Raw genomic sequence first — 25,101 nt, 5'->3', positions numbered from 1 at the left:
GAATCGATAGGCAGGTGCTGGCCGCGGACGGCCCGGCACGCTAGTGCGTCGTCGGCAACCGCGCGGAGGAAGCGACTCTGCATACGCCGGCGCGCCACACGGCAGATCGCGGCGCTATAATCGCGGGCATGAAACTGCTTCGAACCTTCATCCTGCTGCTGCTCTGCGCGGTGCTGCCCATCAGCGGGCTGGCAGCGAGCGGCCTGACCGGTGAATGTCCGATGCAGTACACGATGTCGATGGACGCGAACGCGGCCATGACCATGCCCGCCGACATGAGCGACTGCGATTCGATGAAGGCGTCGCCCACCGACACCACGAAGGCCAAAGCGAAAGGCATGGCCTGCAAGGTGACCGCCCAGTGCCAGTTCGGCAGTCTCTATCACCCGGCCACCCGCGCCGACGTCAGCCGTCCCGCTGCACTCGCCAGCACGATCGTCTTCCACTACACGCGGTCCGTCCCGATCCGCGACCCGAACGGGTTGTGGCGTCCACCCCGCATCAGCTGATCCCGATTTGACCGGTTCACCGCCGAGGCGGTGAGGTTCGTCCTGTGCTCAGGACGTGGAATCCATTCGGATTCCGATCTGGGGTTACACCATGTCATTCGATTTCTGCACGCCGCGCATGCGGCGTGCGTATCGGCGCGCGCCCGTATTGTGGGCCGCGCTGCTGACGGCGGGTGCCGTCCAGGCGCAGCAGTCGCCCGTCACGCTGGACGCCGCGCTGCAGTCCGCCACCGATCATTCCGCGTCGATGCAGGCCGCGCAGGCGTCGGTACACGCGCGGCTCGAAGCGGCCGCCCGGGCCGGCCAGTTGCCGGACCCGATGCTCAAGGCCGGCATCGACAACCTGCCGGTCAACGGCGGGCAGCGCTTCACCGTCGGCCAGGACTTCATGACGATGCGCCGCATCGGCATCGAGCAGGAATGGGTGTCCGCCGACAAGCGGCGACTGCGCGCGGCGCTGGCCGACGAGCAGGTCGGCCGCGAACGCGCGGACTCTCTCGCGCAGCTTGCGACGGTGCGCCAGCGGACCGCGGCGGCCTGGCTCGATGCCGTCTACGCGAAGCAGGCGCTCGCGCTTCGACAGGCGCTGCTCGATCACATGCGGCATGAACTCGATGCGACGCAGGCATCGTATCGCGGCGCGAAGGCGAGTGCGGGCGAGGTCGTCCAGGCTCGCGCGATGCTGGCGCAGACGCAGGATCAGGTGCTCGACGCGCGGCAGGCGTATCGCACCGCGCTCATCGCGCTCGGCCGCTGGACGGCCATGCCCGTCGCGGACGTGACGGGCACGCCACCCGCGCCCGAATCCTTCGTGTCGTCGCTGCCGCCGGACGAACTGCGCGTGTCGCAACCGGCGCTCGTCGCCGCGGCGGACGACATCGCGGTCGCCGAGGCCGAAACCGCGGTGGCGAACAGCGAGCGCAGCCCGAACTGGACGTGGGAGATCGCGTACCAGCAGCGCGGCGGCGCGTATTCGAACATGGTGTCCGTCGGCGTCACGATCCCGTTGCCGCTCAACCGCAAGAACCGGCAGAACCGCGACGTCGCCGAAAAGGCGGCGCTCGCGACGAAGGCACGCCTGATGTACGAGGACACGCTACGCCAGGTGCAGGCCGATATCCGCACGCAATCCGAAACGCTGGCCAGCGGCCGCGAACGCATCGCGAATCTGCGCGAAGCGCTGTTGCCCGCCGCCGAGCAGCGCGTGCAGCTCGCCACGGCCGCCTACCGTGCCGGCACCGGTTCGCTCGCCGATACGTTCGCCGCCCGGCGCGCTCAACTGGACGCGCAGTTGCAGGTGCTCGATCTCGATCGCGACGTGTCGCGAACCTGGGCGCAGCTCGAATATCAGGTTGTGCCGTCGGCGATGGTCGCCGCGCAGTGAAGGAGAACCTCATGACGAAGCAATCACTGGCGCGCGCGGTGACGCTGGCCGTTGCCGGCGCGGCGCTGCTCGGCGCGGGGTATGTCGCGGGCATGCGCCATGCAGCGGGCGGCGCGGGAACGACGGCGGCCATGCCCGATCCGCAGGCGGGACGCAAGGTGCTGTACTGGCACGACCCGATGGTGCCGAACCAGCATTTCGACAAGCCGGGGAAATCGCCGTTCATGGACATGCAGCTGCAGCCCGTCTATGCGGATGAGGCCGGTAGCGCACCGGGCATCCGGATCGATCCGGGCCTGCAGCAGAACCTCGGCATCCGCTATGCAGTCGTGCGCCGCCAGCAGACGGCGGACGGCTTCGACGCGGTGGGCACGACGCAATTCGACGAATCGCGCGCGGACGTCGTGCAGTCGCGCGTCACCGGCTACATCGACCGGCTTTACGCACGGACGCCGATGCAGCGCATCGAGAAGGGCGCGCCGATCGCATCGCTGTTCGTGCCGGAATGGCTTGCGCCGCAGGAGGAATATCTCGCGCTCAAGCGGGGCGGGATGGACGGCACGCTGCTCGATGCGTCCCGCGCACGGATGCGTGCGCTGTCGATACCCGACGCGATGATCGCCGCGCTCGATCGCACCGGCCGCGCGCAGACGCACGTCGTGCTGAGCGCGCCGGAAACCGGCGTCGTCAGCGAGCTGAACGTGCGGGACGGCGCGATGGTCGCGCCGGGGCAGACGCTCGCGAAGATCGCCGGGCTGGCGACGCTCTGGCTCGTCGTCGAGGTGCCGGAAGCGCTCGCGCTGAACGTGCAGCCGGGAATGTCGGTCGACGCAACCTTCGCGGGCGACCCGGCACGGCACTTCACCGGCCGCATCCGCGAAGTGCTGCCCGGTATCAGCACGGGCAGCCGCACGCTGCAGGCGCGCGTGGCGATCGACAATGCGGCGCTCGAGCTGACGCCCGGCATGCTGATGCGCGTACACGTCGCGGCGCGCAAGACGGTGTCGCGCCTGCTGGTGCCGTCCGAATCGGTGATCGCGACCGGCACGCGCTCGATCGTCATCGTGAAGAACGGCGACGGCCGTCTGCAGCCGGTGTCGGTGACGGTGGGCAACGACATCGGCGGCGACACGGAAGTGCTCGACGGATTGCACGAAGGCGATACGGTGGTGGCATCAGGGCAGTTCCTGATCGATTCGGAAGCGAGCCTGAAAAGCGTGTTGCCGCGGCTGGCGCGCGCGGCCGGCGCCAGCGCGACGGCCGCGTCCGCCGCGTCCGCCGCCGCGACCCCTCCGGTGTACGAAACGATCGGCAAGGTCGAGAAGGTGACCGACGACGACATCACGTTCTCGCATCAGCCGGTGCCGGCGCTCGGCTGGGGCGCGATGACGATGGCGTTCGGCAAGCCGTCGGCGCACGCATTCGCGGACGTGAAGGCCGGCCAGACCGTGCGTTTCGCGTTCGAGCAGACCGATGACGGTTATCGACTGACGAAGGTCGAGCCGCAGGGAGGCGCACGATGATCGCGCACGTGATTCGCTGGTCCGTCCGCAACCGCTTCCTGGTGCTGCTCGCCACCGTGCTGATCGCGGCATGGGGCGTTCATTCGCTGCGGCAGACGCCGCTCGACGCGCTGCCCGACCTGTCGGACACGCAGGTGATCGTGAAGGCGTCGTATCCGGGCAAGGCGCCGCAGGTCGTCGAGGACCAGGTCACCTATCCGTTGACGACGACGCTGCTCGGCGTGCCGGGCGCGAAAACCGTTCGCGCGTACTCGTCGTTCGGCGACGCGTTCGTCTATGTGCTGTTCGACGACCATACCGACCCGTACTGGGCGCGTTCGCGCGTGCTCGAATACCTGAGCCAGGTGCAGAGCCGCCTGCCCGCCGGCGCGACCGTGTCGCTCGGGCCGGATGCGACCGGTGTCGGCTGGGTGTACGAGTACGCGCTGGTCGACCGCACCGGCCGTCACGACCTCGGGCAACTGCGTGCGCTCAACGACTGGTTCCTGAAGTTCGAGCTGAAAGCCGTGCCGGACGTATCGGAAGTGGCGAGCATCGGCGGCATGGTGCGCCAGTACCAGGTCGTGCTCGACCCGGACCGGCTGCGCGCGTACGGGATCACGCAGGCGGCGGTCGCGGACGCGCTCGGCAAGGCGAACCAGGCATCGGGCGGATCGGTCGTCGAGCTGGCCGAGTCGGAGTACATGGTGCGTTCGTCCGGCTACCTGCGCACGCTCGACGACTTCCGGCACGTGGTGCTGCGCACCGACGACGCCGGCACGCCGGTGCTGCTCGGCGACGTCGCGCGCATCCAGGTCGGCCCGGCGATGCGGCGCGGGATCGCGGAGCTGAACGGGCAGGGCGAGGTGGCGGGCGGCGTCGTCGTGATGCGGTCGGGCAAGAACGCGCTGACGACGATCGATGCGGTAAAGGCGAAGCTTGCCGATCTGAAGCGTTCGCTGCCGCCCGGCGTCGACGTCGTCACGACCTACGACCGCTCGCAACTGATCGAGCGCGCGGTGGACAACCTCAGGGACAAGCTGATCGAGGAGTTCGTGATCGTCGGGATCGTCTGCGCGATGTTCCTGTTCCACCTGCGCAGCGCGTTCGTCGCGATCCTGTCGCTGCCGCTCGGCGTGCTCGCCGCGTTCATCGTGATGCGCCATCAGGGCGTGAACGCGAACCTGATGTCGCTGGGCGGCATCGCGATCGCGATCGGCGCGATGATCGATGCGGCGATCGTGATGATCGAGAACGCGCACAAGCATCTCGAGGCGTACGACCATGCGCATCCCGGCGAGCCGATCACGGCCGCGCGCCGCTGGGAGCTGGTCGCGACATCGGCCGCGGAGGTCGGGCCGGCACTGTTCTTCTCGCTGCTGATCATCACGCTGTCGTTCATTCCGGTGTTTTCGCTCGAAGGGCAGGAAGGCAAGCTGTTCGCGCCGCTCGCGTTCACGAAGACCTACACGATCGCCGCCGCGGCCGGGTTGTCGGTGACGCTGGTGCCGGTGCTGATGGGGTATCTCGTGCGCGGCCGCATTCCGCCCGAGCACGCGAATCCGATCAACCGCGTGCTCATCCGCGTGTACCGGCCGCTGCTCGAAGCGACGCTGCGGCGCCCGTGGTTCGCGATCGGCGTCGCGATCGTCGCGCTGTTGCTGACCGTCGTGCCGTTGTCGCGGCTCGGCGGCGAGTTCATGCCGCCGCTCGACGAAGGCGACCTGCTGTACATGCCGACCGCGCTGCCGGGCATCTCGGCCGACAAGGCGGGTGAACTGCTGCAGCAGACCGACCGGTTGATCAAGACCGTGCCCGAGGTCGACACGGTGTTCGGCAAGTCGGGGCGCGCGGATACGGCGACGGATCCCGCGCCGCTCGAGATGTTCGAAACCACGATCCGCTTCAAGCCGCGCAGCGCATGGCGGCCGGGGATGACGCCGGAGAAGCTCGTCGACGAACTCGACCGGACGGTGAAGGTGCCGGGCCTGTCGAACGTGTGGGTGCCGCCGATCCGCAACCGGCTCGACATGTTGTCCACCGGCATCAAGACGCCGGTCGGCGTGAAGATTTCCGGGCCGGACCTGACGGGAATCGACGCGATCGCGACGCAGGTCGAGGCGGCGGTGAAACGCGTGCCGGGCGTCACGTCCGCGCTCGCGGAACGGCTGAACGGCGGCCGCTACATCGACGTCGATGTCGACCGGCTCGCGGCCGCGCGCTACGGGCTGTCGGTGGCCGACGTCCAGGCGGTCGTGTCGTCGGCGGTGGGCGGCGAGGATGTCGGCGAAGTGATCGCGGGGCGCGAGCGCTTCCCGATCAACATCCGCTATCCGCGCGAGATCCGCGATTCGCTCGAGAACCTGCGGCAACTGCCGGTCGTCACAGCGCGCGGCGCGCAGATCCGCCTCGGCGACGTCGCGCGCGTCGCGATCGCCGACGGGCCGCCGATGATCCGCAGCGAGAACGCGCGGCTGTCCGGCTACGTATACGTCGACCTGCGCGGCACCGACCTGCGCACGGCGGTTCGCGCGATGCAGCAGGCGGTCGCGCAACGGGTCGCGTTGCCACCCGGCTATTCGATCGCGTGGTCGGGGCAGTTCGAGTATCTCGAACGCGCGGCGGCGACGCTGCGCACCGTGGTGCCGCTGACGCTCGTCGTGATCTTCGTGCTGCTGTTCGTCACGTTCCGCTCGGCGGCCGATGCGCTGCTGCTGATGTCGACGGTGCCGTTCGCGCTGGTCGGCGGCTTCTGGCTCGTCTGGGCGTTGGGCCATGCGGTGTCGGTCGCGACATCGGTGGGCTTCATCGCGCTGGCGGGCGTGGCCGCCGAGTTCGGCGTCGTGATGCTGCTGTACCTGAAGGGCGCGCTGCAGCGCCGCCTGGATGCCGGCGCGCCGCTGACCGATGCGGTGCTGCTCGACGCGATTCGCGAAGGCGCGGTGCTGCGCGTGCGGCCGAAAGCGATGACGGTCGCCGTCGTGCTGGCCGGCCTCGTGCCGATCATGGTCGGACACGGCGCCGGCTCCGAAGTGATGCAGCGTATCGCTGCGCCGATGGTCGGCGGCATGGTCACCGCGCCTTTGCTGTCGATGTTCGTCATTCCCGCCGCATGGCTTCTGCTTCAGCGCCGTCGCGCGCGAGGCGCGAGCCGTCAGCGGCAGTCCGATGCAGTTCCTCACGGCATGAACGTGCCATCCACCCCAACCGGAGAATCTCGATGAAGATGAATCAATTGATCGCCACCGCCGCCGCCGTTTTCGCCGCCGGCGCGTTCGCCGTACCCGCATTGGCCGCGGGCGACATGTCGGGCATGGACATGTCCGGCATGAAGATGTCGTCGGGTGCCGCAGCCGAATCGAATGCCGTGCTGACCGATGCCGAGGTGAAGAAGATCGACCTCGCGAGCGGCAAGATCACGCTGAAGCACGGCGCGCTCGAGAACGTCGGGATGCCGCCGATGACGATGGCGTTCAAGGCGAAGGACGCGGCCATGCTCGCCGAGGTTCACGCGGGCGACAAGGTGAAGGTCCGCGTCGAGAACATCAACGGCACGCTGACGATCGTCAAGCTCGTGAAGGTGTCGTAAGCGCGGGAAGGCGGGCGGCAAGGCCGCCCGCATCGAGCGTCGTCGGGCGACCGCCCGATCCGCGCCTTCAGCGCGTCAGCGTCACGAACAGATAGCCGACGTACCCGGCGCCGTTCGCCAGCAACGCCCAGATCGCGAGCCCGCGCGCGCGGGCATTGACGCGCAGCCACACCGCCGCCGCGAGCGTGATGACCACGCCGGTCAGCACTTCGGGGCGCGGTTCCCACGGCGTCAGCATGATGCCGATCGCCGGCAGCAGCGTGCCCTGGAACACCATCGCGCCGGTGATGTTGCCGAACGCGAGCGTGTCCTTCTTGCGGCGGATCCACAGCACGCTGTTGACCTTTTCCGGCAATTCCGTCGCGATCGGCACGATGATCAGCGACAGCAGCAGCGCGGAGATCCCGAGCAGGTGCGACACGCCCTCGACGCCGTGAATGAAGCCCTTCGCGCCGCCGACCAGCAACGCGACGCCGAGCGCGAGTTGCAGCGCGATGGTCGCCAGGTTGGTCGGCAGCCCGACGCGCGACAGGAACATCGCATGCGGCGCCTCGGTGCCATGCCCGGCATCGACGAGTTGCGTCGACGCGCGGAACGTCATCAAGACGTACATCACGTAGATGCCGACCAGCATCGCGGCGAGCAGCGCGCGGACCGCCCACACGTGATGCGGGACGAACATCGCGATGGTGGCGAGCGTGAAGGCGGCGATGAAGTAGTTCAGGTCGCGCACGAAGCCGGTGCGCTCGGGCGCGATCGTGCCGGTCAGCCCGCGTGAGCGGATCACGGCGAGCGTCATGAGGAAGGTCGTCAGCGTCGCGAGCATCAGCGGCGCGCCGAGAATCGCGCCGACGCCGATTTCCTCGTTCACGGCCGCGTTCGACGTGCCGCCCGCGAGCGCGAGCAACGGCACCATCGTTTCGGGCAGCGCGGTGCCGACGGCGGCGAACAGCGAACCGGTCACGCCTTCCGAAATCTTCAGCCGCTCGCCGAGATGTTCGAGCGCATTCGTGAAGAGTTCGGCGGCGATCAGGATGACGATCAGCATGAACGCCAGTTCGACGAGCATCAACGTCATGCGGCACCTCCGCAGGCAGGCACGCCGGCAGGGGCGGAACGGACGCAGCGAACGAAACGCAGGGGGAAGGCTGGAAGGAACATGGGGACTCCGTGGTCGGACGTGGACGAACCATGACGCATCTGCCGACGTCCGACCAGGAACGACGCGATGCGTCGATGGTCTCGCCAGACCGATTCGGCCGAATGCGCCACGGCCGCAGGCCGAGTGTGTTGACGCGTTCGCTTTCCGGGGATGGAAAGCAGGCTACTCCCCAAAGACGAGGGCCAGTCTAGCCGAGGCGGCCGCTTTCGGCAAGCGCGCGGTCAAGCCGCGTCGTGACGGATGCCATGGCGTGTCGGGAAGCAATCGGCATGCGCGTGCGGCGGCATCGTCCGCATGTCACGAAACGCGGGCCGGGAAGTGCAGCGCGAAGGTCGTCCGTCCGTCGCGGCTCGCGACCTCGACCTTGCCGCGATGCAGCTCGACGATCGACTTGACGATCGCGAGCCCGAGCCCGGTGTTGCGCGCCGCACCGTGCCGCGACGAATCGATCCGGTAGAAGCGCTCGAAGATCCGCTCGATCTGTTCGGGCGGAATCGCGACGCCGCGGTTCGTGACTTCGACGACCGCGTAGCCGGGCCGGGTCGATACGGCCAGCTCGATCGTCGATCCGGCTTCCGCGTGTTCGAGCGCGTTCGAGACGAGGTTGCTGACGGCGCGCCGGAACAGCGTCGCGTCCGCGACGACCGGCGCGGCGCCGTGCACGTCGAGGCGCACGCCGGTCTCGTCGGCCAGCGCCTGGAAATACGACGCGAGCCGGCGCAGCTCGTTGCCCGCGTCGAGTTCGACCGTCTTCAGGTGCTGTTGCGCATTGTCCGTGCGCGCGAGAAACAGCATGTTCTCGATCATCCGCTGAAGTCGTTCGCATTCCTCGATATTCGAATCGATCAGCGCTTCGTATTCCTCGGTGGTGCGGGCACGCGACAGCGTGACCTGCGACGAGCTGATCACGTTCGCGAGCGGCGTGCGCATGTCGTGCGCGAGATCGGACGAAAACTGCGACAGCCGCACGAACGCGCGCTCGAGTCGGTCGAGCATCCGGTTGACCGACGTGGCGAGCTCGCGCAGCTCGATCGGGCCGCCGCGCGCATCGAGGCGCGCAGTCAGGTTGTGCGCCTCGATGCGCGACGTCTGCCGGCCGAGGCTCTCGACCGGACGCAGGCCGCGCGACGCGACCGCGTAGCCGAGCGCGCCGACCAGCAGCGCGCCGAGCGCGGCCGCGAGCCAGATGTCGACGCGATAGCTTTCCAGCAGCGACTGGCGATCCGCCGCCGTGCGCGCCAGCGCGACCTGAACGGTTTCGCCCGACGGCAGCGTGGCGCGCGCACGGACGCAGCGCGACGTGCCGATGCCGGGCGGCGAGCACGTGAACGGGCTGGCCGCCGCGCCCGCTGCACCGGCCGGCTGCGGCCGCGCGATCACCGACGCGAGCGAGTGGCCGGCTTCGTCGGTGTGTTCGACGAGCGGATGGTTCGCGCCGTCGTAGATGCCGAGATAGACGCCCGGATGCGACAGCAGCACTTCATGGAAGACGGCCGGATCGGCGCGCAACGCGGCGGTCGAGCCGCTCGCCCGCGCGAGCTGCAGGAACTGGTTGAGCTTGCCGGCGATCTCGATGTCGTCGCGCCGGGTCAACTCGGCGGACAGCGAGCGATACAGATACGCGCCGGTCAGCGCGAACACGAGCGCGGCCACGACCGCGAACGCGAGCGTCAGGCGCCGGAGCAGCGAATAGGGCGCGGGGCCGCTTGTCACGCGCGATCCTCGAGCACGTAGCCCATCCCGCGGATCGTGTGGATCAGTTTCTTCTCGTACGCGTTGTCGATCTTCGCGCGCAGGCGCTTGATCGCCGCATCGACGACGTTCGTGTCGCTGTCGAAATTCATGTCCCAGATCTGCGACGTGATGAAGGTGCGCGTCAGCACCTCGCCCTCGCGTTCCGCGAGCAGTTGCAGCAGCGCGAACTCTTGCGCGGTCAGGTCGATGCGGGCGTCGGCGCGCCGCACGCGGCGCTTGATCAGGTCGACTTCGAGATCGGCGATTTGCAGGATTTCGCGGGAATTGCGCGGCACGCGCCGCAGCAGCGAACGGATGCGGGCGAGGAACTCCGCGTATGCGAACGGTTTCAGCAGGTAGTCGTCGGCGCCCAGTTCGAGCCCCGTGACCTTGTCCTCGACCGCCTCCCGGGCCGTCAGCAGCAGCACCGGCGTCTGCTTCTGCGCGCGCAGCCGGCGGAGCACCTCGAAGCCGTCCAGTTCCGGCAGCATCACGTCGAGCACGACGAGATCGAAATCCTCGTGCAGCGCGAGGAACAGCCCGTCCTGGCCGTTCTCGGCCACGTCGACCGTGTAGCTCGCCTCCGTCAGCCCCTTGCGGAGGTACGACGCCATCTTGGGTTCGTCTTCGACTATCAGTATCCGCATGGTGGAGCAGGCCGTTCGTGATTCCAGCCGGTCAGTGTAACGCGTGAGCTTACGGCGCAGCGCGTGCGCGAAAGATGACCGCCGGATGACGGAATTGTCATGAAGCGTGCGTGCAATGCGTGGCCGCGCTTCATGAAAATTCGGTCATGTTTCGGCCATGTCGTCGTCACGCCGGCGGCGATAAGCTGCGGCCGTCTTGTATCCGGAGCGCGTCGTCGCGGCGCCGCTCCCGTTCATCCGGTCATTGTCTGCGTGATTCCGCATCCATGTCGTACTGGCGCAAATTCATCCTCGTCGTGCTGCTGGCGCTGTGCGTGCCGATCCAGTCGTTCGCGACCGTGTCGACGCCATGCGCGGGCGCTGCCGCTGCCGCACCGCACGCGGGGGCCGGCGTCGATGCCCAGGCCGCGTCGCATGCGATGCCGGGCGCGCACGGCGTGCGGCATCAGCACGACGACCCCGCACGCCATGCGACGCCTTGTTCCGCATGCGGGTCCTGCTGTTTCGGCTCGGGCATGGTGGAGGCGCCTGCCGTGTCCGTTACGTCGGACGTCGGCCTCGCGATCGTCTCGTCCGCACCGTCGACGGTCGTCGTGTCGTTTTTGACCGGCGGCATCGACCGGCCGCCACGCCGGATTCCCGTCTAATCCTTGCCCGCGGCCGACCGGCCGCGATCCGCAAACCGTGCCGGCGAGCGCGCGACGTCCGCCGCACGACTCACGACGAGAAACATCCATGCGATTGATTACTGCGGCGCTGCTTGGCGCGGCGGCGCTCGTGCCGTCGCTCGCGCCCGCGCAAACCGCCTTTCCCGATCCGGCCGACGCGGCCGCGTCGGTGCCGGACGTCACGGTGACGTCCGCGTTCGACGGCTACGTGCCGTATCGGGACGATGCAGGCCCGGGCTGGAAGCAACTGAACCGGGACGTGATGGCGCGGCCCGCGAAGGGAAACACCGCCGGACACGCGAAACCCGGCAATGCGGCAGCCGGCGCGTCCCGTTCGATGCACGGAGGGGCCGCGCAATGACGAGACTTGCGATTTCACCGCGAATCGGCGCGATCGTGCTCGTGCTCGCATTCCTCGGCGGCTGCACGACGTTCTCGAAGGACGGCGGCTTCGACGCCGTGTCGTCCGTCGCATCGGAGCGCATCGGGAAGGACGCCGTCATCGTCAGGACCGACGCCGACCGCGCAGCCGTCGACAAGCGGACGAAGGAACTGCTCGAGAAACCGCTGTCGATGGACGACGCGGTGCAGCTCGCGCTGCTGAACAACCGTGGCCTGCAGGCGTCGTACGCGGAACTCGGGCTGTCGGAGGCCGATCTCGTGCAGGCCGGCCGGCTGCCGAACCCGCGCTTCTCGTTCAGCCGCACGCGGGCCGGCGACGGCGAACTGAGCCTCGGCCGCACGTTCTCGGCCAACGTGTTCGCGCTGCTGACGCTGCCGCTCGCGACGAACATCGAACGCCGCCGTTTCGAGCAGACCCGGCTCGAAACCGCCGACGCAATGCTGAAAGTCGCGGCCGACGCGCGCCGCGCGTATGTCGAAGCCGTCGCCGCCGAACAGGCCGCGAATTATGCGCGACAGGTCCGCGATGCCGCGAGCGCCGGCGCCGAGCTCGCGCTGCGCATGCGCCAGGCCGGCAACTTCAGCCGGCTCGACTATGCACGCGAACAGGCATTCCATGCGGATGCCGTCGCGCAGCAGGCGAAGGCGCAGCAGCAGGCCGTGGCCGCGCGCGAGAAGCTCACGCGCGCGATGGGGCTGTGGGGCGAGCGCACGCGGTACGCGCTGCCCGAGCGCTTGCCCGACCTGCCGAAGGCACGCCCCGATCTGCCCGATCTCGAACGCTACGCGATGAGCAATCGCCTCGACATCCAGGCCGCGAAGCTGCAGACGCAGGGCGTCGCGTCGTCGCTCGGGCTCAGCAAGGCGACGCGCTTCGTCAACGCGGTCGATCTCGGCTACGTGAACAACTACGAGACCGGCAAGGGGCACGAGCACGGCTACGAGATCAGCGTCGAGATTCCGCTGTTCGACTGGGGCGACGCGAAGGTCGCGCGGGCCGAGGCTGTCTACATGCAGTCGGCGAACCGGCTCGCGCAGACGGCGATCGACGCGCGCTCGGACGTGCGCGAATCGTACGCGGCATACACGACGAGCTATGACGTCGCGAAGCACTATCGCGACGAAGTCGTGCCGCTGCGCAAGACGATCTCGGACGAACTGCTGCTGCGCTACAACGGGATGCTCGCGAGCGTGTTCGAGCTGCTGAGCGATGCGCGCGAACAGGTCGGCGCGGTCAACGGCTACATCGACGCGCTGAAGGATTACTGGCTCGCCGAAACCGATCTGCAGGCGGCCGTCGGCGGCCGTCTGCCGACCGCGCAGCCGACGCAGCCGACGCAGCGCGCGGACGCGTCCGCCGCACCCACGACCGACGCTGCGCCGCAGCCGGCTTCTTCACCCGTGGCGCAACCGGCGCCCGCAACGCATCCGGAAGGTCATTGACATGGTGTCCCGTCGACAATTTCTCAGCGGCTCGGGCGCCGCGCTGCTCGGTGCGGCGATGGTCAGCAAGGCCGGCGCGGCGTCGCTGCCCGACGCGCCCACGATGGCGAAGGCCGGCACGCAGCCCCCGCTCGTGCCGCCCAACGGCCGCCCGTACACGCCCGTCGCGACGCTGAACGGCTGGACGCTGCCGTGGCGAATGAAAAACGGCTGGAAGGAATTCCACCTGACGGCCGAGCCCGTCGTGCGCGAGATGGCGCCCGGGATGAACGCGAACCTGTGGGGCTACAACGGCCAGTCGCCGGGCCCGACGATCGAGGCCGTCGAAGGCGACAAGGTCCGGATCTTCGTGACGAACCGGCTGCCCGAGCACACGACGATCCATTGGCACGGGCTGCGGCTGCCGAACGGGATGGACGGCGTCGGCGGCCTCACGCAGCCGCATATTCCGCCCGGCAAGACCTTCGTCTACGAGTTCCAGCTGGAGGCGCACGGCACGTTCATGTATCACCCGCACGCCGACGAGATGGTGCAGATGGCGATGGGGATGATGGGCATGTTCATCGTGCATCCGAAGGATCGCGCGACGATGCCGGTCGATCGCGACTTCGTCTTTCTGCTCGCCGCGTACGACATCGATCCGGGCAGCTACACGCCGCGCGTGAACGAGATGACCGACTTCAACATGTGGACGTTCAACTCGCGCGTGTTCCCGGGCATCGACCCGCTGCCGGTGCGGGCGGGCGACCGCGTGCGGATTCGTTTCGGCAACCTGACGATGACGAATCATCCGATCCACCTGCACGGCTACAGCTTCGAGGTGGCCGGCACCGACGGCGGCTGGATTCCGCCGGCGGCGCGCTGGCCGGAGGTGACGGCCGATGTCGCGGTCGGCCAGATGCGCGCGATCGAGTTCACCGCCGATCGTCCGGGCGACTGGGCGTTCCATTGCCACAAGTCGCATCACACGATGAATGCGATGGGTCATCAGGTGCCGAACCTGATCGGCGTGCCGCAGAAGGATCTCGCGAAGAAGATCGGCAAGCTCGTGCCCGACTACATGGCGATGGGCAGCACGGGCGGCGCGATGGGCGGCATGGAAATGCCGCTGCCCGACAACACGCTGCCGATGATGACGGGCACCGGCCCGTTCGGGCCGCTGGAGATGGGCGGCATGTTCACTGTCTGCAAGGTCCGGCAGGGGCTCGGCCGCAACGATTATCGCGATCCGGGCTGGTTCCGGCATCCGAAGGGCACCGTCGCGTACGAATACACCGGCGAATTGCCGGACGGTTGAGCCGCGGGCAGCACGCGGCGGCCGTGATGACGCGGCCGCCGGTTTTCGTTTCATTCACTCAGGAGCACGCACGATGAAGAAGGAACTGGTTTCGATTGCAACGGGTTGCATGCTGGCGTTTTCCGCCGCGTCGTACGCGGCCGGCGACATGGCCGGCATGGACATGAGCGGCGGCGCGATGCAGGGCGCCGCCGCGAAGCACGAGATGTCGCACGGCGAGATCCGCAAGATCGACACGGGCGCCGGCAAGCTGACGATCAAGCATGGCCCGCTGGACAACCTCGGGATGGACGCGATGACGATGGCGTTCAAGGTGAAGGACCCGGCGATGCTGTCGCAGGTGAAGGTGGGCGACAAGGTCGACTTCGTCGCCGAGGACGTGGGCGGCGCGTTGACCGTCGTCGAGCTGAAGAAGCCGTGACGCCGGGCATGACCATGAAGATCACCCCCCTCGGGCGGCTGGCCGCCCTCGCCGCGGCCGGCGCGATCGCCGCCGCCGTGCCGGCCGCGGCATTCGCGCACGGCAAGCTGGAAAGCGCCGCACCGGCGACGGGCAGCGCGGTCGATACCGCGCCCGACACGTTGCGGCTGACGTTCAACGAAGACCTCGAACCGGCGTTCAGCTCGGTGAAGGTGTCGGACGCGAACGGCAATGCCGTCGCGCACGAAAAGGCGAAAGTCGATGCGTCGAACCCGCGCGTGATGACCGTCGCGATACCGAAGCTCGCGCCCGGCGCGTACACGGTGCAGTGGGTGGCGATGACGGCCGACGCGCATCGCACCAAGGGCGCCTATTCGTTCAGGGTGAAGGGGTGAACGAGGGCTTCGTCGGCCTTTTGAGGCTCGTGTCGGTGGCGATCCAGAACACCGGGTTCGCCGTCATCGTCGGTGCGCTGCTCGGCAGCCACTGGCTCGCGCGCGGCGAGTCGGCGTGGCAGCGCGGCATCGCGCGGCGTCTCGTCGCGACGCTGCGCATCGCGTCCAGCGTGTCGCTGCTCGCGAGCGTCACCGCGTTCTGGGCGCATTGCGCGCTGATGAGCGACGTGTCGATGCTGGACGCCGGGCCGGCCGTCCGCGCGATGCTCGCCGGCACCGGCTTCGGCCACGCGTGGCTGGCCGGCGCGGTGTTCACGGCGGTCGTCGTGCTGCTGTCGTTGTTCCGGCGTGCGAACGATACGCGCTTTCCGTTCGCGATCTGGGCCGCGCTCGCGGGCGTCGCACTCGCGCAGCAACGGCGGGCATCCGGTCGACGCGGGCCTGTTCAGCGTGCCGGTGTGGGTCGACTGGCTGCATCTGCTGGCGATCAGCGCGTGGGTCGGGCTCGTGTTCGTGACGGCGTTCGGCGTGATGCCGCGTCTTGCCGGCATGCCCGCGAGCGAACGCGCGACCGGCGCATCGTTCGTGCAGTCGCTGTCCGACGCGTCGACGTATGCGTTGATCGTGCTGTTCGCGACCGGCGCTTACAACGGCTGGCGCGGTGTCGATACGCCCGCGAACCTGCTCGGGTCGACGTACGGGCAGATCCTGCTGTTCAAGCTCGCGCTCGTGCTGATCGCGGCGGCGCTCGGCGGACACAACCGCTTCTTCGAGATGCCGAAGCTGCTGGCCGCGCTGAAGGATCCGGCGGCCGCGACGCCGGCCGGCCTGTTGCGACGGTTCGGCGCGGTGTTGCGGATCGAGGCGGTCGTGCTGGCCGGCGTGCTGATGGTGGCCGCCGTGCTCGTGTCGAGCGCGTTGCCGGGGACGGTTTAGCGCCACGGTCGGCAGGCGAGGCCGGTAACGGGAAATCGTCGGAACAGCGGCGGTTTTGATCAGACGATTTCCCGCTTTCCGACCGGGGTAGCAAAGCTGGACGATTACATCCATCTGTCGTTTGGTTACTAAAAACTGTCACCGAGCGCCGCTAAGCTTTCGCCACCCTCACAACCGGGATTCCCCGTCATGCGCTCGACAATCCGCCTGTTTGCCCCGCTATTGCTGCTGCCCACGCTTGCCGCGCCGGTCTTCGCCGCCACCGCCGCGCCCGTCAGTCCGAACTGCGGCGGCAGCACGACGCCGATCGCCGACATCCAGGGGCCGGGCGCGCCGTCGCCGCTCGCCGGCCAGAACGTGTCGATCGAAGCGGTCGTCACCGCCGATTTCGGCGGCACGGACGGCTTCGGCGGCTTCTTCGTCCAGCAGGCCGACGCGCAGCGCCGCAACCAGGCGGGCGTCTCCGAAGGCCTGTTCGTCTATGCGCCGAAAGTGCGCGCGAAGGCCGGCGATCTCGTGCACGTGACCGGCAAGGTCGAGGAAAAGTACGGGCAGACGCAGCTCACGCTGTCGGGCGCGATCGCGGTGTGCGCGAACGGCCAGACGGTCACGCCGGCCACGCTCACGCTGCCGGTCGACAACCCGAACGCGTTCGCCGCATATGAAGGCATGCGCGTGCGCCTGCCGCAGACGCTCACCGTCACCGACAACTACGAACTCGGCCGCTACGGCAGCGTGATGCTGAGCAACGGCCGCCTGCGCACGCCGACGAGCGTGGTGCCGCCGTCGCAGGCGCAGACGCAGATCGATGCGAACGCACGCAACCGGCTGATCCTCGACGACGGCTCGAACAAGCAGAACCCGGCGACCGTGCCGTATCCGGCGCCGGAACTGTCGGCCGCGAACCCGCTGCGCTCGGGCTACACCGTGCGCGACGTCGAAGGCGTGCTCGAGGTGCGTTACGGCGCGTGGCGCGTGCAGCCGCTGCCCGGCGCGGCCGCGCCGACGTTCGACACGCGTTCGAACCCGCGCACCAACGCCCCGGCGCGCGATCCGAAATCGAACCTGCGCGTCGCGTCGTTCAACGTCCTCAACTATTTCAACGGCAACGGTCTCGGCGGCGGCTTCGACGATCCGAACAACCGCGGCGCGAAGACCTATCAGGAATTCCAGCGCCAGGAAGCGAAGATCGTCAGCGCGCTGAAGGCGCTCGACGCCGACGTGATCGGCCTGATGGAGATCCAGAACAACGGCTACGGCGAACTGAGCGCGGTGCGCCAGCTCGCCGCGAAGCTCGGCAGCCACTGGCGCGTCGTCGATCCGGGCACGTCGCGCCTCGGCGGCGACGCGATCGCGGTCGCGATGATCTACGACAGCCGCGCGGTCGAACCCGTCGGCCGCACGTCGACGCTCGCGATCGACGACAAGAACCGCCAGCCGCTCGCGCAGTCGTTCCGCCGGATCGGCGGCAAGCAGGCGCTGACGATCGCGGTCAACCACCTGAAGTCGAAGAACTGCCCGGACGCGGCGAACGACGACCGCGACCAGGGGGACGGCCAGGGCTGCTGGAATCCGACCCGCACGCGCGCGGCCGCGAAGCTGGCCGACTGGCTCGCCGGCACGCCGACGGGCATCGCGGGGCAGGGCACGCTGCTGATCGGCGACTTCAACAGCTACACGTATGAAGACCCGATCCGCCTGCTCGAATCGCGCGGCTACCGCAACCTGGTGTCGCGCTGGATCGGCGCCAATGCGTACAGCTACGTGTACAACGGCGAAGCCGGCTACCTCGATCACGCGCTTGCATCGCTGCCGCTCGCGTCGCACGTGAAGGCCGTGCACGAATGGCACATCAACGCGGACGAGCCGCTCGCGCTGCAGTACACGCTCGCGTACAAGTCGGCCGAGCAGCAGAAAACCTTCTACGCGCCGGATCCGTATCGTTCGTCGGACCACGATCCGGTGCTGATCGATATCGCGTTGCCGGGCGGCGGGCGCTGATCGCTGAATCGAGTATCTGAAGTACGGCGCGCGGGCGGCGGTTGCGCCGCTCGCGCTGTCATGCGATCCGGAATGAGCGGCGCGAATGCCTGCGCATGACGCATCAATGCCGGTTGGCGCACTCCACAGTTTCATTCCGGTATCGGGTAAATAATTCCGCTGTGTTTCCGCGAAATAATCGGCATCGGTATTTTATGGGCGATGCCGGTTTTTATTCAATGAATCTCACTAATTGATCCGGGATAATTAAAATGAAAGAAAAATCCTGTCGATTTGAAGGGGATCAACGCGCACTTTCCAATCCCGTCAAGGGCGGTGCGACATGCGAAAACGCCGCCTCATTCCAATAAAAATGCCTCGTATAACGACCTGAACGCGAACAATCGTGTTTTCTTTCAAATGCCAGACACTGATCGCCGTTCGCATCATAAGAGATTTTTTAATATCGGAATGATCTTTGACAACGCGGCGCAGCACCGCCTATTTTTGTGGTGTCGTAAATTCAGGTAATACGATAAGTCGTCGAAACTGCCAGGGGGCGGCGTTCCCGCATCATTCTCCGCCAGCAGTTTGCTGTGTCTGCATCAAGTTCAGTCTCTCGAAGAAGTCCAATCCCCAACCGCCGTCTGCCGACCGTGCAACGCGAGTGGCGGGTATGCCTGCGCGTTTTTCGCCGGCGATGGCGGCCTGTGTGAAGCGGTATCCGACTCAACACAAGGATCGAGGCATGAAACCAGACAGGAGCAGTACCGGCAGCCGCCGCGAGCGTCGCGGCAGGCTGGCCGGGCTAGGCGCATTGACCATCGTGACGCTCGTGCTCGCGGGCTGCGGCGGCGACGATTCGTCGTCGGTCGGCGCGTCGAGCCTCGCGCAGGCCACCGCCAGCCAGCAGGCCAGCGCGCAAGCGGCCGCCGCCAGCCAGTCGCCGGCGGCAAACCAGCCTTACGTCGACCCCGTCGCGTATTCGATGAACGCGACCGACGGCCTCGCGGCCGCGCAGGTCTCGGAGAAGGCGGCGGTGATGCATTACCAGTGGAAATCCGGCGGCACGACGGTCAGCTACACGACGACCACGGGCCACCTGACCGCGCAGGACGCGAACGGCAACGCCGAAGCGTCGATGTCGTACGTCGCGTACACCGCGCCGAGCACGAACGGCAAGCCGCGCCCCGTCACGTTCGTCTATAACGGCGGCCCCGGCTCGTCGTCGATCTGGCTGCGCCTCGGCTCCTTCGCGCCGACGCGCGTCGCCACGCCCGATCCGTTGTTCGGCAACAACTGGCCGAACTATCCGCTCGTCGACAACGCGGACAGCCTGATCGACACGACCGACCTCGTGTTCATCGATCCGCCGGGAACCGGGCTGTCGGAAGCCGTGCTGCCGAACACCAATCAGAAGTACTGGGGTTCGGACGCGGACGTCAACATCATGCGCGACTTCATCCAGCGCTACCTGAACGTCAACAGCCGCGGCACGTCGCCGATCTACCTGTACGGCGAATCGTACGGCACGCCGCGTACCGACATGCTCGCGCTGGCGCTCGAATCGGCCGGCGTGCACCTGACGGGGATCGTGCTGCAATCGTCGATCCTGAACTACTTCGCCGATGCGGTGGAAGCGGTGGCGATCACGCAGTCGACCGAAGGGCTGCTGCTCGAGACCGATACCGTGGCCGGCTACCTGCCCGGCTATGCGGCGGTCGCGGCGTACTTCAACCAGGTGTCGCCGGCGCCGGTCAACCCGTATCTGTACGCACTGCAGACCGAGTTGTTCACGACGCTGATCTACAACCAGTTGCAGCAGTACTCGCAGTCGTGGGTGCTGAGCCAGCTCGGCATTCCGGATGCGCTCGGCACGCCGGTGTTCCCGAGCGATGCGACGCTGAAGCTGTGGTCGCTGCCGTCGAGCCTCACGCAGCAGGCGCTGCGCGGCTACTTCAACGCGAATCCGTTCGGCACGAGCCTGCTGCCCGGCACGACGATCGGCCGCTACGACGGACGCGTGTCGTTGCCGAACTCGGATCCGCGGCTGCAAACGGACGGCGATCCGTCGGACATCCTGATCTCGCAGCCGTTCACGAACGCGCTCGCGACGCAGATGCCCGACTACCTCGGCTACACCGCGCCGAACGCGACCTACCTGCCGCTGAACGACAACATCATCCAGGTGTGGGACTTCTCGCATGACGGCCAGCCGATGCCCGACTCGATCCCCGATCTGCTCGGCGCGCTGCAGCTCAATCCGAAGCTCCGGGTGCTCGCGGAGAACGGCCTCCACGACCTGGCGACGCCGTTCTTCAACACCGAAAAGCAGCTCGCACGGCTGCAGACGGTGAAGGGCCTGAATCCGAAGCTGCAGGTGAACTTCTTCCAGGGCGGGCACATGACGTATCTGGATGACGTGGCCCGTCCGCAGATGAAGCGCGACCTGACGATCTTCTATCAGGGCAGGCGGATTCCGACCGCGCTGACGCTGCGCACACTGCCGCCGCCGTGGCCGGACGAGAACCCGGCCGGCACGCCGACCGGCAGCGTGCCGGGCGCGACGGCCGCGACGACGCTGGCGGCCGCACCGTAAACGACGGACTCCTTGCGAAAAGGAACCCTCAATTCATCCATTGAATGCGAGTGATCATGTCCCTAATCAACTTGATGCGGCGTATGTCTCCGTTGATCGTCCTCGGTGCCGTGATGAGCAGCGCCCACGCACTGCCGCCGCAGGCGGTGGCGCCGGTGAAGCTGCCGCGCGGCGGGCACGGCGTCGACGGTCCGTTCTTTCCTGCGACCCGCGTGGCGCCGGTATTGCCGTCGACCGGCGCGACGCTGCAACAGCAGGCGCAGAAGCGCGTCGACGCCCGGCTCGGCGGCAACACGATGCTGAGCAACGGCGCGGCGGTGACGAAAGCGCAGGCGCAGAGCAGCGGGCTGGGCTTCGTCGCGAAGCACTTCGACGAGATCGATGCGAAACACACCGGTCGCGTGACGATGAGCGATGTGCGGCAGTTCATCCAGCAGCGGCAGGTGCAGGCGGAGCAGGAACAGCAGGAGTGACGGTGTAGCGAGGTCGTGCGCGGGGTGATGGCCGATGCGGGCCGTCTCCCTGCACCGACGGTCTGTTTTGAACCCGCCGCGGCGCACGTTCGGCTGCGGCTTTCTTCATGGAGGTTCAGTTCATGCGCGGGCAGCGCGAAGCCGCGTCACGCATCGCGTGATCGATGTTCGGCTTCCCGGTGCGCGTAACGCCGCGCCGTCGCCGACGGCAACTCGCCGAACATCGCGCGGTAGTCCTGAGCAAAGCTGCTCAGGTGCCAGAAGCCCCACTTCGTCGCGGCCGACGTCACGGACCCGCCGAGCCGCAGTTCGCGACGAACGTGATTCAGCCGGACGGCGCGCAGATACGCGATCGGATTCAGGTTGAGCGTGTCGTTGAACGCGTATTGCGCGGTACGCCGGCTGATGCCGAGCTGCACGCACAGTTCGGCGATCGACAGCGGACACGTCGACGCGTCCTGCAGCCGCTCCTGCACCGCGTTCACGAGCGACCAGTACTTCGTCGGCCGTGTCGCGAGGGCGTCCGCGTCCGGCGCGGGCGTCGTCATCGCTTCGGCAATCGCATACAGCACGGTCCGCTCGAGCAGCTCGATCCGCTCCTGCGTCGTCACGTCGTCGATCGGCGTGCTTTTCGCGGCCGCGGCCATCGTGTGGCGCAGCAGGTCGCGCAAGCGGTCCGCGACCTGGGGCGTCATCGGGATCAGCGGCGCGAAGGTGCGCGCGCGCAGCGACGCGGCGAGCGTGCGCATCGCCTCCGTCGACAGCTTGTCGGGCTCGATCTCGACGTTCACGAGCACGTGCCGGTCCGGCGAATAGAACTCGAACACGGGCTGGCTCGAGAACACGTGCAGGCTGTCGCGCCCGCTCTTCTCGCCGCACATGCGCGCATGGCCTTCGAGCTCCAGCGGCACGGCCACCGCGATGCGGTCGGACGGCACCGCGCCCTGCTGCAGGATCACCTTGTCGAGGTCCTCGACCAGGAGCCGGATGCCGCCGAGCGACACGATGGACGACGAGCCATGAAACCGGCCGCCCGAGATTTGCGTGTAGTTGAGATCCCAGCCGTCGAAGATTCTCGCCTGCTCCTCCACGTCGGTGAACGCGCAGAACGCCACCGTTCGTGCGAGCGGCGGGGCGCCAGAAAAATCGCTCGGATCGGCGGACGGCGTCATCGGAGTCGGGAAGGGGCGGGCCGGATCGATGCATTGTAGCCGCTGCCCGAGCCGGTCAAAAACCCCGATGGCCCGATTCCCCGAAGAAACCCTCGCTTGCCGAAATCCGATAGTGAAAAGCCGGCCGGCGCAATACCTTTGGCACGGACGGAACACAACGTATCGCATCGCGCCGGCGCCGGGAGCCTCCCGCTTCGTTGCCGGACGAACCGAACACGGCTGCCGGCGTGGGCCCGGCGGCACACTTCTGGAGAGACGTCGATGGAGCTTCCACGTGGCGGATTCTGGCGCAACTGGGTGGGCAATCAGTCGTGCGTTGCCGCGCACATGGCGTCGCCGACCAGCGAGGCGGAGATCGCCGAGCTGGTGCATGCCGCGACGAGCCAGGGCAAGAACGTCCGATGCTCGGGATCGGGGCATTCGTTCACGCCGGTCGTCGCGACGAGCGGCCTGCTGCTGTCGCTGAAGGATTACCAGGGCATCGTCGCGGTCGACGCGCAACGAAAGCGCGTCACGGTGAAGGCCGGCACGCGGATCAACGCGGTGACGCGTCATCTGAAGGACATCGGCTTCTCGCTCGTCAACCAGGGCGACATCGATTCGCAGGCCATTGCCGGTGCGCTCGCAACCGGCACGCACGGCACGGGGACGACGCTGAGCAATCTGTCGTCACAGGTGGTCGGGATGCGGATCGTTCGCCCCGACGGCTCGGTCATGGAAGTGAGCGACGGGCAGGACCTCGACCTGCTGCATGCGACGCAGGTGAACCTCGGCCTGTTCGGCGTGGTGTCGGAGCTGACGCTGCAGGTGACCGACGCGTTCTGGCTGCACGACCGCGTGTGGCGCGAGGACTTCGAGGCGCTGATGGAAAAGTACGACGAGCTTGCGGCCACGCACCGGCATTTCGGTTTCTTCTGGTGCCCGACGTCCGAAAGCCGCCACCTGTACTGCCTGCCCGATACCGCGAAGGTGTCGAACTCGAAGAAGGACTACGACGTGTGCGAAATCAAGGTGATGGACCTCACCGACGAACGCACGTTCTTCGAAGGCGAGCACGAGAAGATCGCGTACAGCGCCGAGGTCTATGCGATTCACTACGTCGCGAACTTCCACGAACTCGAATACGCAGTGCCTGCCGAACACGGCAAGGAAGCGCTGCGCCGCGTGCGCGACCTGATCCTCACGAAGCATCGCGACTGCATCTTCCCGGTCGAGTACCGCTTCACGAAGGGCGATCCGGCGTGGATCAGCCCGTTCAACAATCAGGACAGCGTAACCATCTCGTGCTCGGGCGGGCCGAACGGCGTCGACTATTGGCCGTTCCTGAAGGACGTCGACGACATCCTGCGCGATTACGGGTCGCGTCCGCACTGGGGCAAGCTGCACTTCACGAACCGCGACGACGTGGATCGCTGGTTCCCGAAAGCCGAAGCGTTCCGCGAACTGCGCCGCAGCGTGGACCCGGAAGGCCGGTTCCTCAACGATCATCTTCGGACGCTGTTCAGCTGAGCAATCCGAACGAACCAGACTGGAGAACGACGAATGAATGCCAAGATTGACGGGCGCCTGGCCGGCAAGGTCGCCATTGTGAGCGGCGGCGCGGGCGGATGCGGCGCCGCCGCGTCCGAACTGTTCGCCGCACAGGGCGCGAAGGTGGCGATCGTCGACCGCGACGGCGACGCGGCCGAAACGCTTGCGTCGCGGCTGCGCGATGCCGGCTTGCAGGCGATCGGCCTCGGCGCCGACGTGTCGAGGCAGTCGGACGTGCAGGCGGCGGTCGACGCGGCGCGCGGGCAGTATGGCAATGCGGACATCCTGTTCAATCACGCGGGCACGTTGATCGTCAAACCGTTCCTCGACATCGAGGAGTCGGAATGGGACTGGCTGATGGGCGTGAACGTGAAGAGCATGTTCCTGATGACGAAGGCGGTCCTCCCGCAGATGCTGGAAAAGGGGCGCGGCAGCATCGTCTGCACGTCGTCGATCTCGGCCGTGTGCGCGACGCCCGGCGAGGTGCTGTATGACGCGACCAAGGGCGCGTGCCACATGTTCGCGCGGGCGATCGCCGTCGAGTACCGCGACCGCGGCATCCGCTGCAACGCGCTGGCGCCCGGGTTCATCCGCACGCCGCACGGGATGCGCGAGTTGAAGGATCTGCAGGCGATGGGCGTGGACGCGACCGAAGCGGCCATCGCGGTGCAGCAAGGCCGGCTGTGCGAGCCGTCGGAAGTGGCCGCGGCCGCGCTGTTCCTGGCGTCGGACGAATCGAGCTTCGTCAACGGCACGCACCTGTTCGTCGACAACTGTTTTTCCGCCGTTTAGGCCCCGATATTCGCAGGAGGCCGAAGGGCAGGCACGCGTTCTCCAGGAGCGGCAGGTTCCGTCGAAGGTTCCGCAGCGATGCGGACCTTCGATTTTTTTTGCTGGGTCGTCGCGCGATGCGTCCTAGCGGATTGTCGTAATCCTTCTATCTGAACCGATTTGCGTCTGCTGGAATGGCAATGCCGAATCACCGTTCAGCCGGCATCGCGGGGCGGCATGGGCGATGACGTCGTCGGGCGCCGGTCAGGCGCCCGGCTTCGCGGGTCCGGGCAAGTCCGGCATACCAGGGTCAATCCATCACTTTCTTTTGATCAATCATCATGTTCAATCGCACTACCAGCACCGTCGCCAACGTCGATCCGGAACTCTGGACTGCCATTCAGGACGAGAACCGCCGCCAGGAAGAGCACATCGAGCTGATCGCGTCGGAAAACTACACGAGCCCGGCCGTGATGGCCGCACAGGG

Annotated in this window: 20 protein-coding genes, 2 pseudogenes and 1 riboswitch; of the genes and pseudogenes, 18 read left to right on the top strand and 4 right to left on the bottom strand. The window is 67.4% G+C overall.

Features of this window, described 5'->3' with window-relative positions; all coding sequences use genetic code 11:
- Positions 1–128 precede the first annotated feature (128 nt).
- From WS46_RS28560 to WS46_RS28540, 5 genes are all read left to right on the top strand, one after another.
- Positions 129–509 carry a hypothetical protein gene (locus WS46_RS28560; protein ID WP_059692498.1) on the top strand — a complete coding sequence of 127 codons (381 nt, stop codon included), beginning with the start codon at positions 129–131 and terminating at the stop codon, positions 507–509.
- A 91-nt stretch (positions 510–600) separates the two neighbouring features.
- On the top strand, positions 601–1,893 hold the full coding sequence (locus tag WS46_RS28555; protein ID WP_059692497.1) for a TolC family protein: 1,293 nt from the start codon (positions 601–603) through the stop codon (positions 1,891–1,893).
- Between the two features lie 11 nt (positions 1,894–1,904).
- Positions 1,905–3,416, top strand: a complete 1,512-nt coding sequence (locus WS46_RS28550; RefSeq protein WP_059692714.1) for an efflux RND transporter periplasmic adaptor subunit — start codon at positions 1,905–1,907, stop codon at positions 3,414–3,416.
- Positions 3,413–6,619: an efflux RND transporter permease subunit gene (locus WS46_RS28545; RefSeq protein WP_059692496.1), complete on the top strand. Its 3,207-nt coding sequence runs from the start codon at positions 3,413–3,415 to the stop codon at positions 6,617–6,619. The genes WS46_RS28550 and WS46_RS28545 overlap by 4 nt, the downstream gene beginning before the upstream one ends.
- The gene (locus WS46_RS28540; RefSeq protein ID WP_059692495.1) at positions 6,616–6,984 is read left to right on the top strand and encodes a copper-binding protein; all 369 of its coding nucleotides are present in this window, start codon (positions 6,616–6,618) and stop codon (positions 6,982–6,984) included. The genes WS46_RS28545 and WS46_RS28540 overlap by 4 nt, the downstream gene beginning before the upstream one ends.
- A 67-nt stretch (positions 6,985–7,051) precedes the next feature.
- On the opposite strand, the gene WS46_RS28535 is transcribed toward WS46_RS28540, so the two are convergent.
- The 3 genes from WS46_RS28535 to WS46_RS28525 form a co-directional block, all read right to left on the bottom strand.
- Complete coding sequence (locus tag WS46_RS28535) at positions 7,052–8,062, bottom strand: sodium:calcium antiporter (protein WP_059533760.1); 1,011 nt, start codon at positions 8,060–8,062, stop codon at positions 7,052–7,054.
- A gap of 91 nt (positions 8,063–8,153) precedes the next feature.
- A riboswitch (yybP-ykoY riboswitch) is annotated at positions 8,154–8,329 on the bottom strand.
- A gap of 114 nt (positions 8,330–8,443) precedes the next feature.
- A complete protein-coding gene (locus WS46_RS28530; protein ID WP_059692494.1) occupies positions 8,444–9,859 on the bottom strand; it encodes a heavy metal sensor histidine kinase in 1,416 nt (471 codons plus the stop codon).
- Positions 9,856–10,527, bottom strand: a complete 672-nt coding sequence (locus WS46_RS28525) for a heavy metal response regulator transcription factor (protein WP_059533764.1) — start codon at positions 10,525–10,527, stop codon at positions 9,856–9,858. Before WS46_RS28525 ends, WS46_RS28530 begins: the two co-directional genes overlap by 4 nt.
- 266 nt (positions 10,528–10,793) lie before the next feature.
- Here WS46_RS28525 and WS46_RS28520 point away from each other — a divergent pair, with 266 nt between their 5' ends.
- The 10 genes and pseudogenes from WS46_RS28520 (at position 10,794) to WS46_RS28475 (ending at position 21,141) form a co-directional block, all read left to right on the top strand.
- On the top strand, positions 10,794–11,174 hold the full coding sequence (locus WS46_RS28520; protein WP_059692493.1) for a hypothetical protein: 381 nt from the start codon (positions 10,794–10,796) through the stop codon (positions 11,172–11,174).
- Positions 11,175–11,262: 88 nt separating this feature from the next.
- Positions 11,263–11,556, top strand: coding sequence for a hypothetical protein (locus WS46_RS28515; RefSeq protein WP_059692492.1), 294 nt, complete (start codon positions 11,263–11,265; stop codon positions 11,554–11,556).
- Entirely contained in the window at positions 11,553–13,040 is a 1,488-nt protein-coding gene (locus tag WS46_RS28510) for a TolC family protein (protein WP_059692491.1), read from the top strand. Before WS46_RS28515 ends, WS46_RS28510 begins: the two co-directional genes overlap by 4 nt.
- A 1-nt stretch (position 13,041) precedes the next feature.
- Entirely contained in the window at positions 13,042–14,337 is a 1,296-nt protein-coding gene (locus WS46_RS28505; protein ID WP_059692490.1) for a multicopper oxidase family protein, read from the top strand.
- Positions 14,338–14,410: 73 nt separating this feature from the next.
- On the top strand, positions 14,411–14,758 hold the full coding sequence (locus tag WS46_RS28500; protein ID WP_059692489.1) for a copper-binding protein: 348 nt from the start codon (positions 14,411–14,413) through the stop codon (positions 14,756–14,758).
- Positions 14,759–14,772: 14 nt separating this feature from the next.
- A complete protein-coding gene (gene copC / locus WS46_RS28495) occupies positions 14,773–15,153 on the top strand; it encodes a copper homeostasis periplasmic binding protein CopC (protein WP_059533811.1) in 381 nt (126 codons plus the stop codon).
- Positions 15,150–16,089 (top strand): annotated as a pseudogene (locus tag WS46_RS28490) (copper resistance D family protein). The gene copC and the pseudogene WS46_RS28490 overlap by 4 nt, the downstream one beginning before the upstream one ends.
- 189 nt (positions 16,090–16,278) lie before the next feature.
- Entirely contained in the window at positions 16,279–18,090 is a 1,812-nt protein-coding gene (locus tag WS46_RS28485; protein WP_059692488.1) for an ExeM/NucH family extracellular endonuclease, read from the top strand.
- Between the two features lie 727 nt (positions 18,091–18,817).
- Entirely contained in the window at positions 18,818–20,668 is a 1,851-nt protein-coding gene (locus WS46_RS28480) for a peptidase S10 (protein WP_059692487.1), read from the top strand.
- Between the two features lie 44 nt (positions 20,669–20,712).
- A complete protein-coding gene (locus WS46_RS28475) occupies positions 20,713–21,141 on the top strand; it encodes a hypothetical protein (RefSeq protein WP_059692486.1) in 429 nt (142 codons plus the stop codon).
- A gap of 146 nt (positions 21,142–21,287) precedes the next feature.
- Here the strand turns inward: WS46_RS28475 and WS46_RS28470 are convergent, their stop codons facing one another.
- Entirely contained in the window at positions 21,288–22,313 is a 1,026-nt protein-coding gene (locus tag WS46_RS28470; protein WP_059533784.1) for a helix-turn-helix domain-containing protein, read from the bottom strand.
- 261 nt (positions 22,314–22,574) lie between these two features.
- Between WS46_RS28470 and WS46_RS28465 the strand changes: the two genes are divergently transcribed.
- The 3 genes and pseudogenes from WS46_RS28465 to glyA all read left to right on the top strand — a co-directional run.
- Positions 22,575–23,822: a D-arabinono-1,4-lactone oxidase gene (locus WS46_RS28465; protein WP_059692485.1), complete on the top strand. Its 1,248-nt coding sequence runs from the start codon at positions 22,575–22,577 to the stop codon at positions 23,820–23,822.
- A 33-nt stretch (positions 23,823–23,855) separates the two neighbouring features.
- Entirely contained in the window at positions 23,856–24,635 is a 780-nt protein-coding gene (locus WS46_RS28460) for an SDR family NAD(P)-dependent oxidoreductase (RefSeq protein ID WP_059692484.1), read from the top strand.
- Between the two features lie 320 nt (positions 24,636–24,955).
- A pseudogene (gene glyA, locus WS46_RS34675) lies at positions 24,956–25,101 on the top strand (serine hydroxymethyltransferase); the annotation flags it as partial.

Origin of the sequence: Burkholderia sp. RF4-BP95 (genome assembly GCF_001521985.1) — a bacterium.
GTDB lineage: Bacteria > Pseudomonadota > Gammaproteobacteria > Burkholderiales > Burkholderiaceae > Burkholderia > Burkholderia diffusa.
Note: the sequence above shows the minus strand (reverse complement) of the source record. Positions and strands in the feature narration are given on the sequence as shown.

Bases quoted from the DNA above. Each gene is read 5' to 3' on its own strand.
- WS46_RS28460 (WP_059692484.1), top strand. From the start codon at position 23,856: ATGAATGCCAAGATTGACGGGCGCCTGGCCGGCAAGGTCGCCATTGTG.
- WS46_RS28535 (WP_059533760.1), bottom strand. From the start codon at position 8,062: ATGACGTTGATGCTCGTCGAACTGGCGTTCATGCTGATCGTCATCCTG.
- WS46_RS28555 (WP_059692497.1), top strand. From the start codon at position 601: ATGTCATTCGATTTCTGCACGCCGCGCATGCGGCGTGCGTATCGGCGC.
- WS46_RS28515 (WP_059692492.1), top strand. From the start codon at position 11,263: ATGCGATTGATTACTGCGGCGCTGCTTGGCGCGGCGGCGCTCGTGCCG.
- WS46_RS28520 (WP_059692493.1), top strand. From the start codon at position 10,794: ATGTCGTACTGGCGCAAATTCATCCTCGTCGTGCTGCTGGCGCTGTGC.
- WS46_RS28505 (WP_059692490.1), top strand. From the start codon at position 13,042: ATGGTGTCCCGTCGACAATTTCTCAGCGGCTCGGGCGCCGCGCTGCTC.
- WS46_RS28475 (WP_059692486.1), top strand. From the start codon at position 20,713: ATGCGAGTGATCATGTCCCTAATCAACTTGATGCGGCGTATGTCTCCG.
- WS46_RS28525 (WP_059533764.1), bottom strand. From the start codon at position 10,527: ATGCGGATACTGATAGTCGAAGACGAACCCAAGATGGCGTCGTACCTC.
- copC (WP_059533811.1), top strand. From the start codon at position 14,773: ATGAAGATCACCCCCCTCGGGCGGCTGGCCGCCCTCGCCGCGGCCGGC.
- WS46_RS28545 (WP_059692496.1), top strand. From the start codon at position 3,413: ATGATCGCGCACGTGATTCGCTGGTCCGTCCGCAACCGCTTCCTGGTG.
- WS46_RS28560 (WP_059692498.1), top strand. From the start codon at position 129: ATGAAACTGCTTCGAACCTTCATCCTGCTGCTGCTCTGCGCGGTGCTG.
- WS46_RS28500 (WP_059692489.1), top strand. From the start codon at position 14,411: ATGAAGAAGGAACTGGTTTCGATTGCAACGGGTTGCATGCTGGCGTTT.
- WS46_RS28550 (WP_059692714.1), top strand. From the start codon at position 1,905: ATGACGAAGCAATCACTGGCGCGCGCGGTGACGCTGGCCGTTGCCGGC.
- WS46_RS28480 (WP_059692487.1), top strand. From the start codon at position 18,818: ATGAAACCAGACAGGAGCAGTACCGGCAGCCGCCGCGAGCGTCGCGGC.
- WS46_RS28485 (WP_059692488.1), top strand. From the start codon at position 16,279: ATGCGCTCGACAATCCGCCTGTTTGCCCCGCTATTGCTGCTGCCCACG.
- WS46_RS28540 (WP_059692495.1), top strand. From the start codon at position 6,616: ATGAAGATGAATCAATTGATCGCCACCGCCGCCGCCGTTTTCGCCGCC.
- WS46_RS28510 (WP_059692491.1), top strand. From the start codon at position 11,553: ATGACGAGACTTGCGATTTCACCGCGAATCGGCGCGATCGTGCTCGTG.
- WS46_RS28470 (WP_059533784.1), bottom strand. From the start codon at position 22,313: ATGACGCCGTCCGCCGATCCGAGCGATTTTTCTGGCGCCCCGCCGCTC.
- WS46_RS28465 (WP_059692485.1), top strand. From the start codon at position 22,575: ATGGAGCTTCCACGTGGCGGATTCTGGCGCAACTGGGTGGGCAATCAG.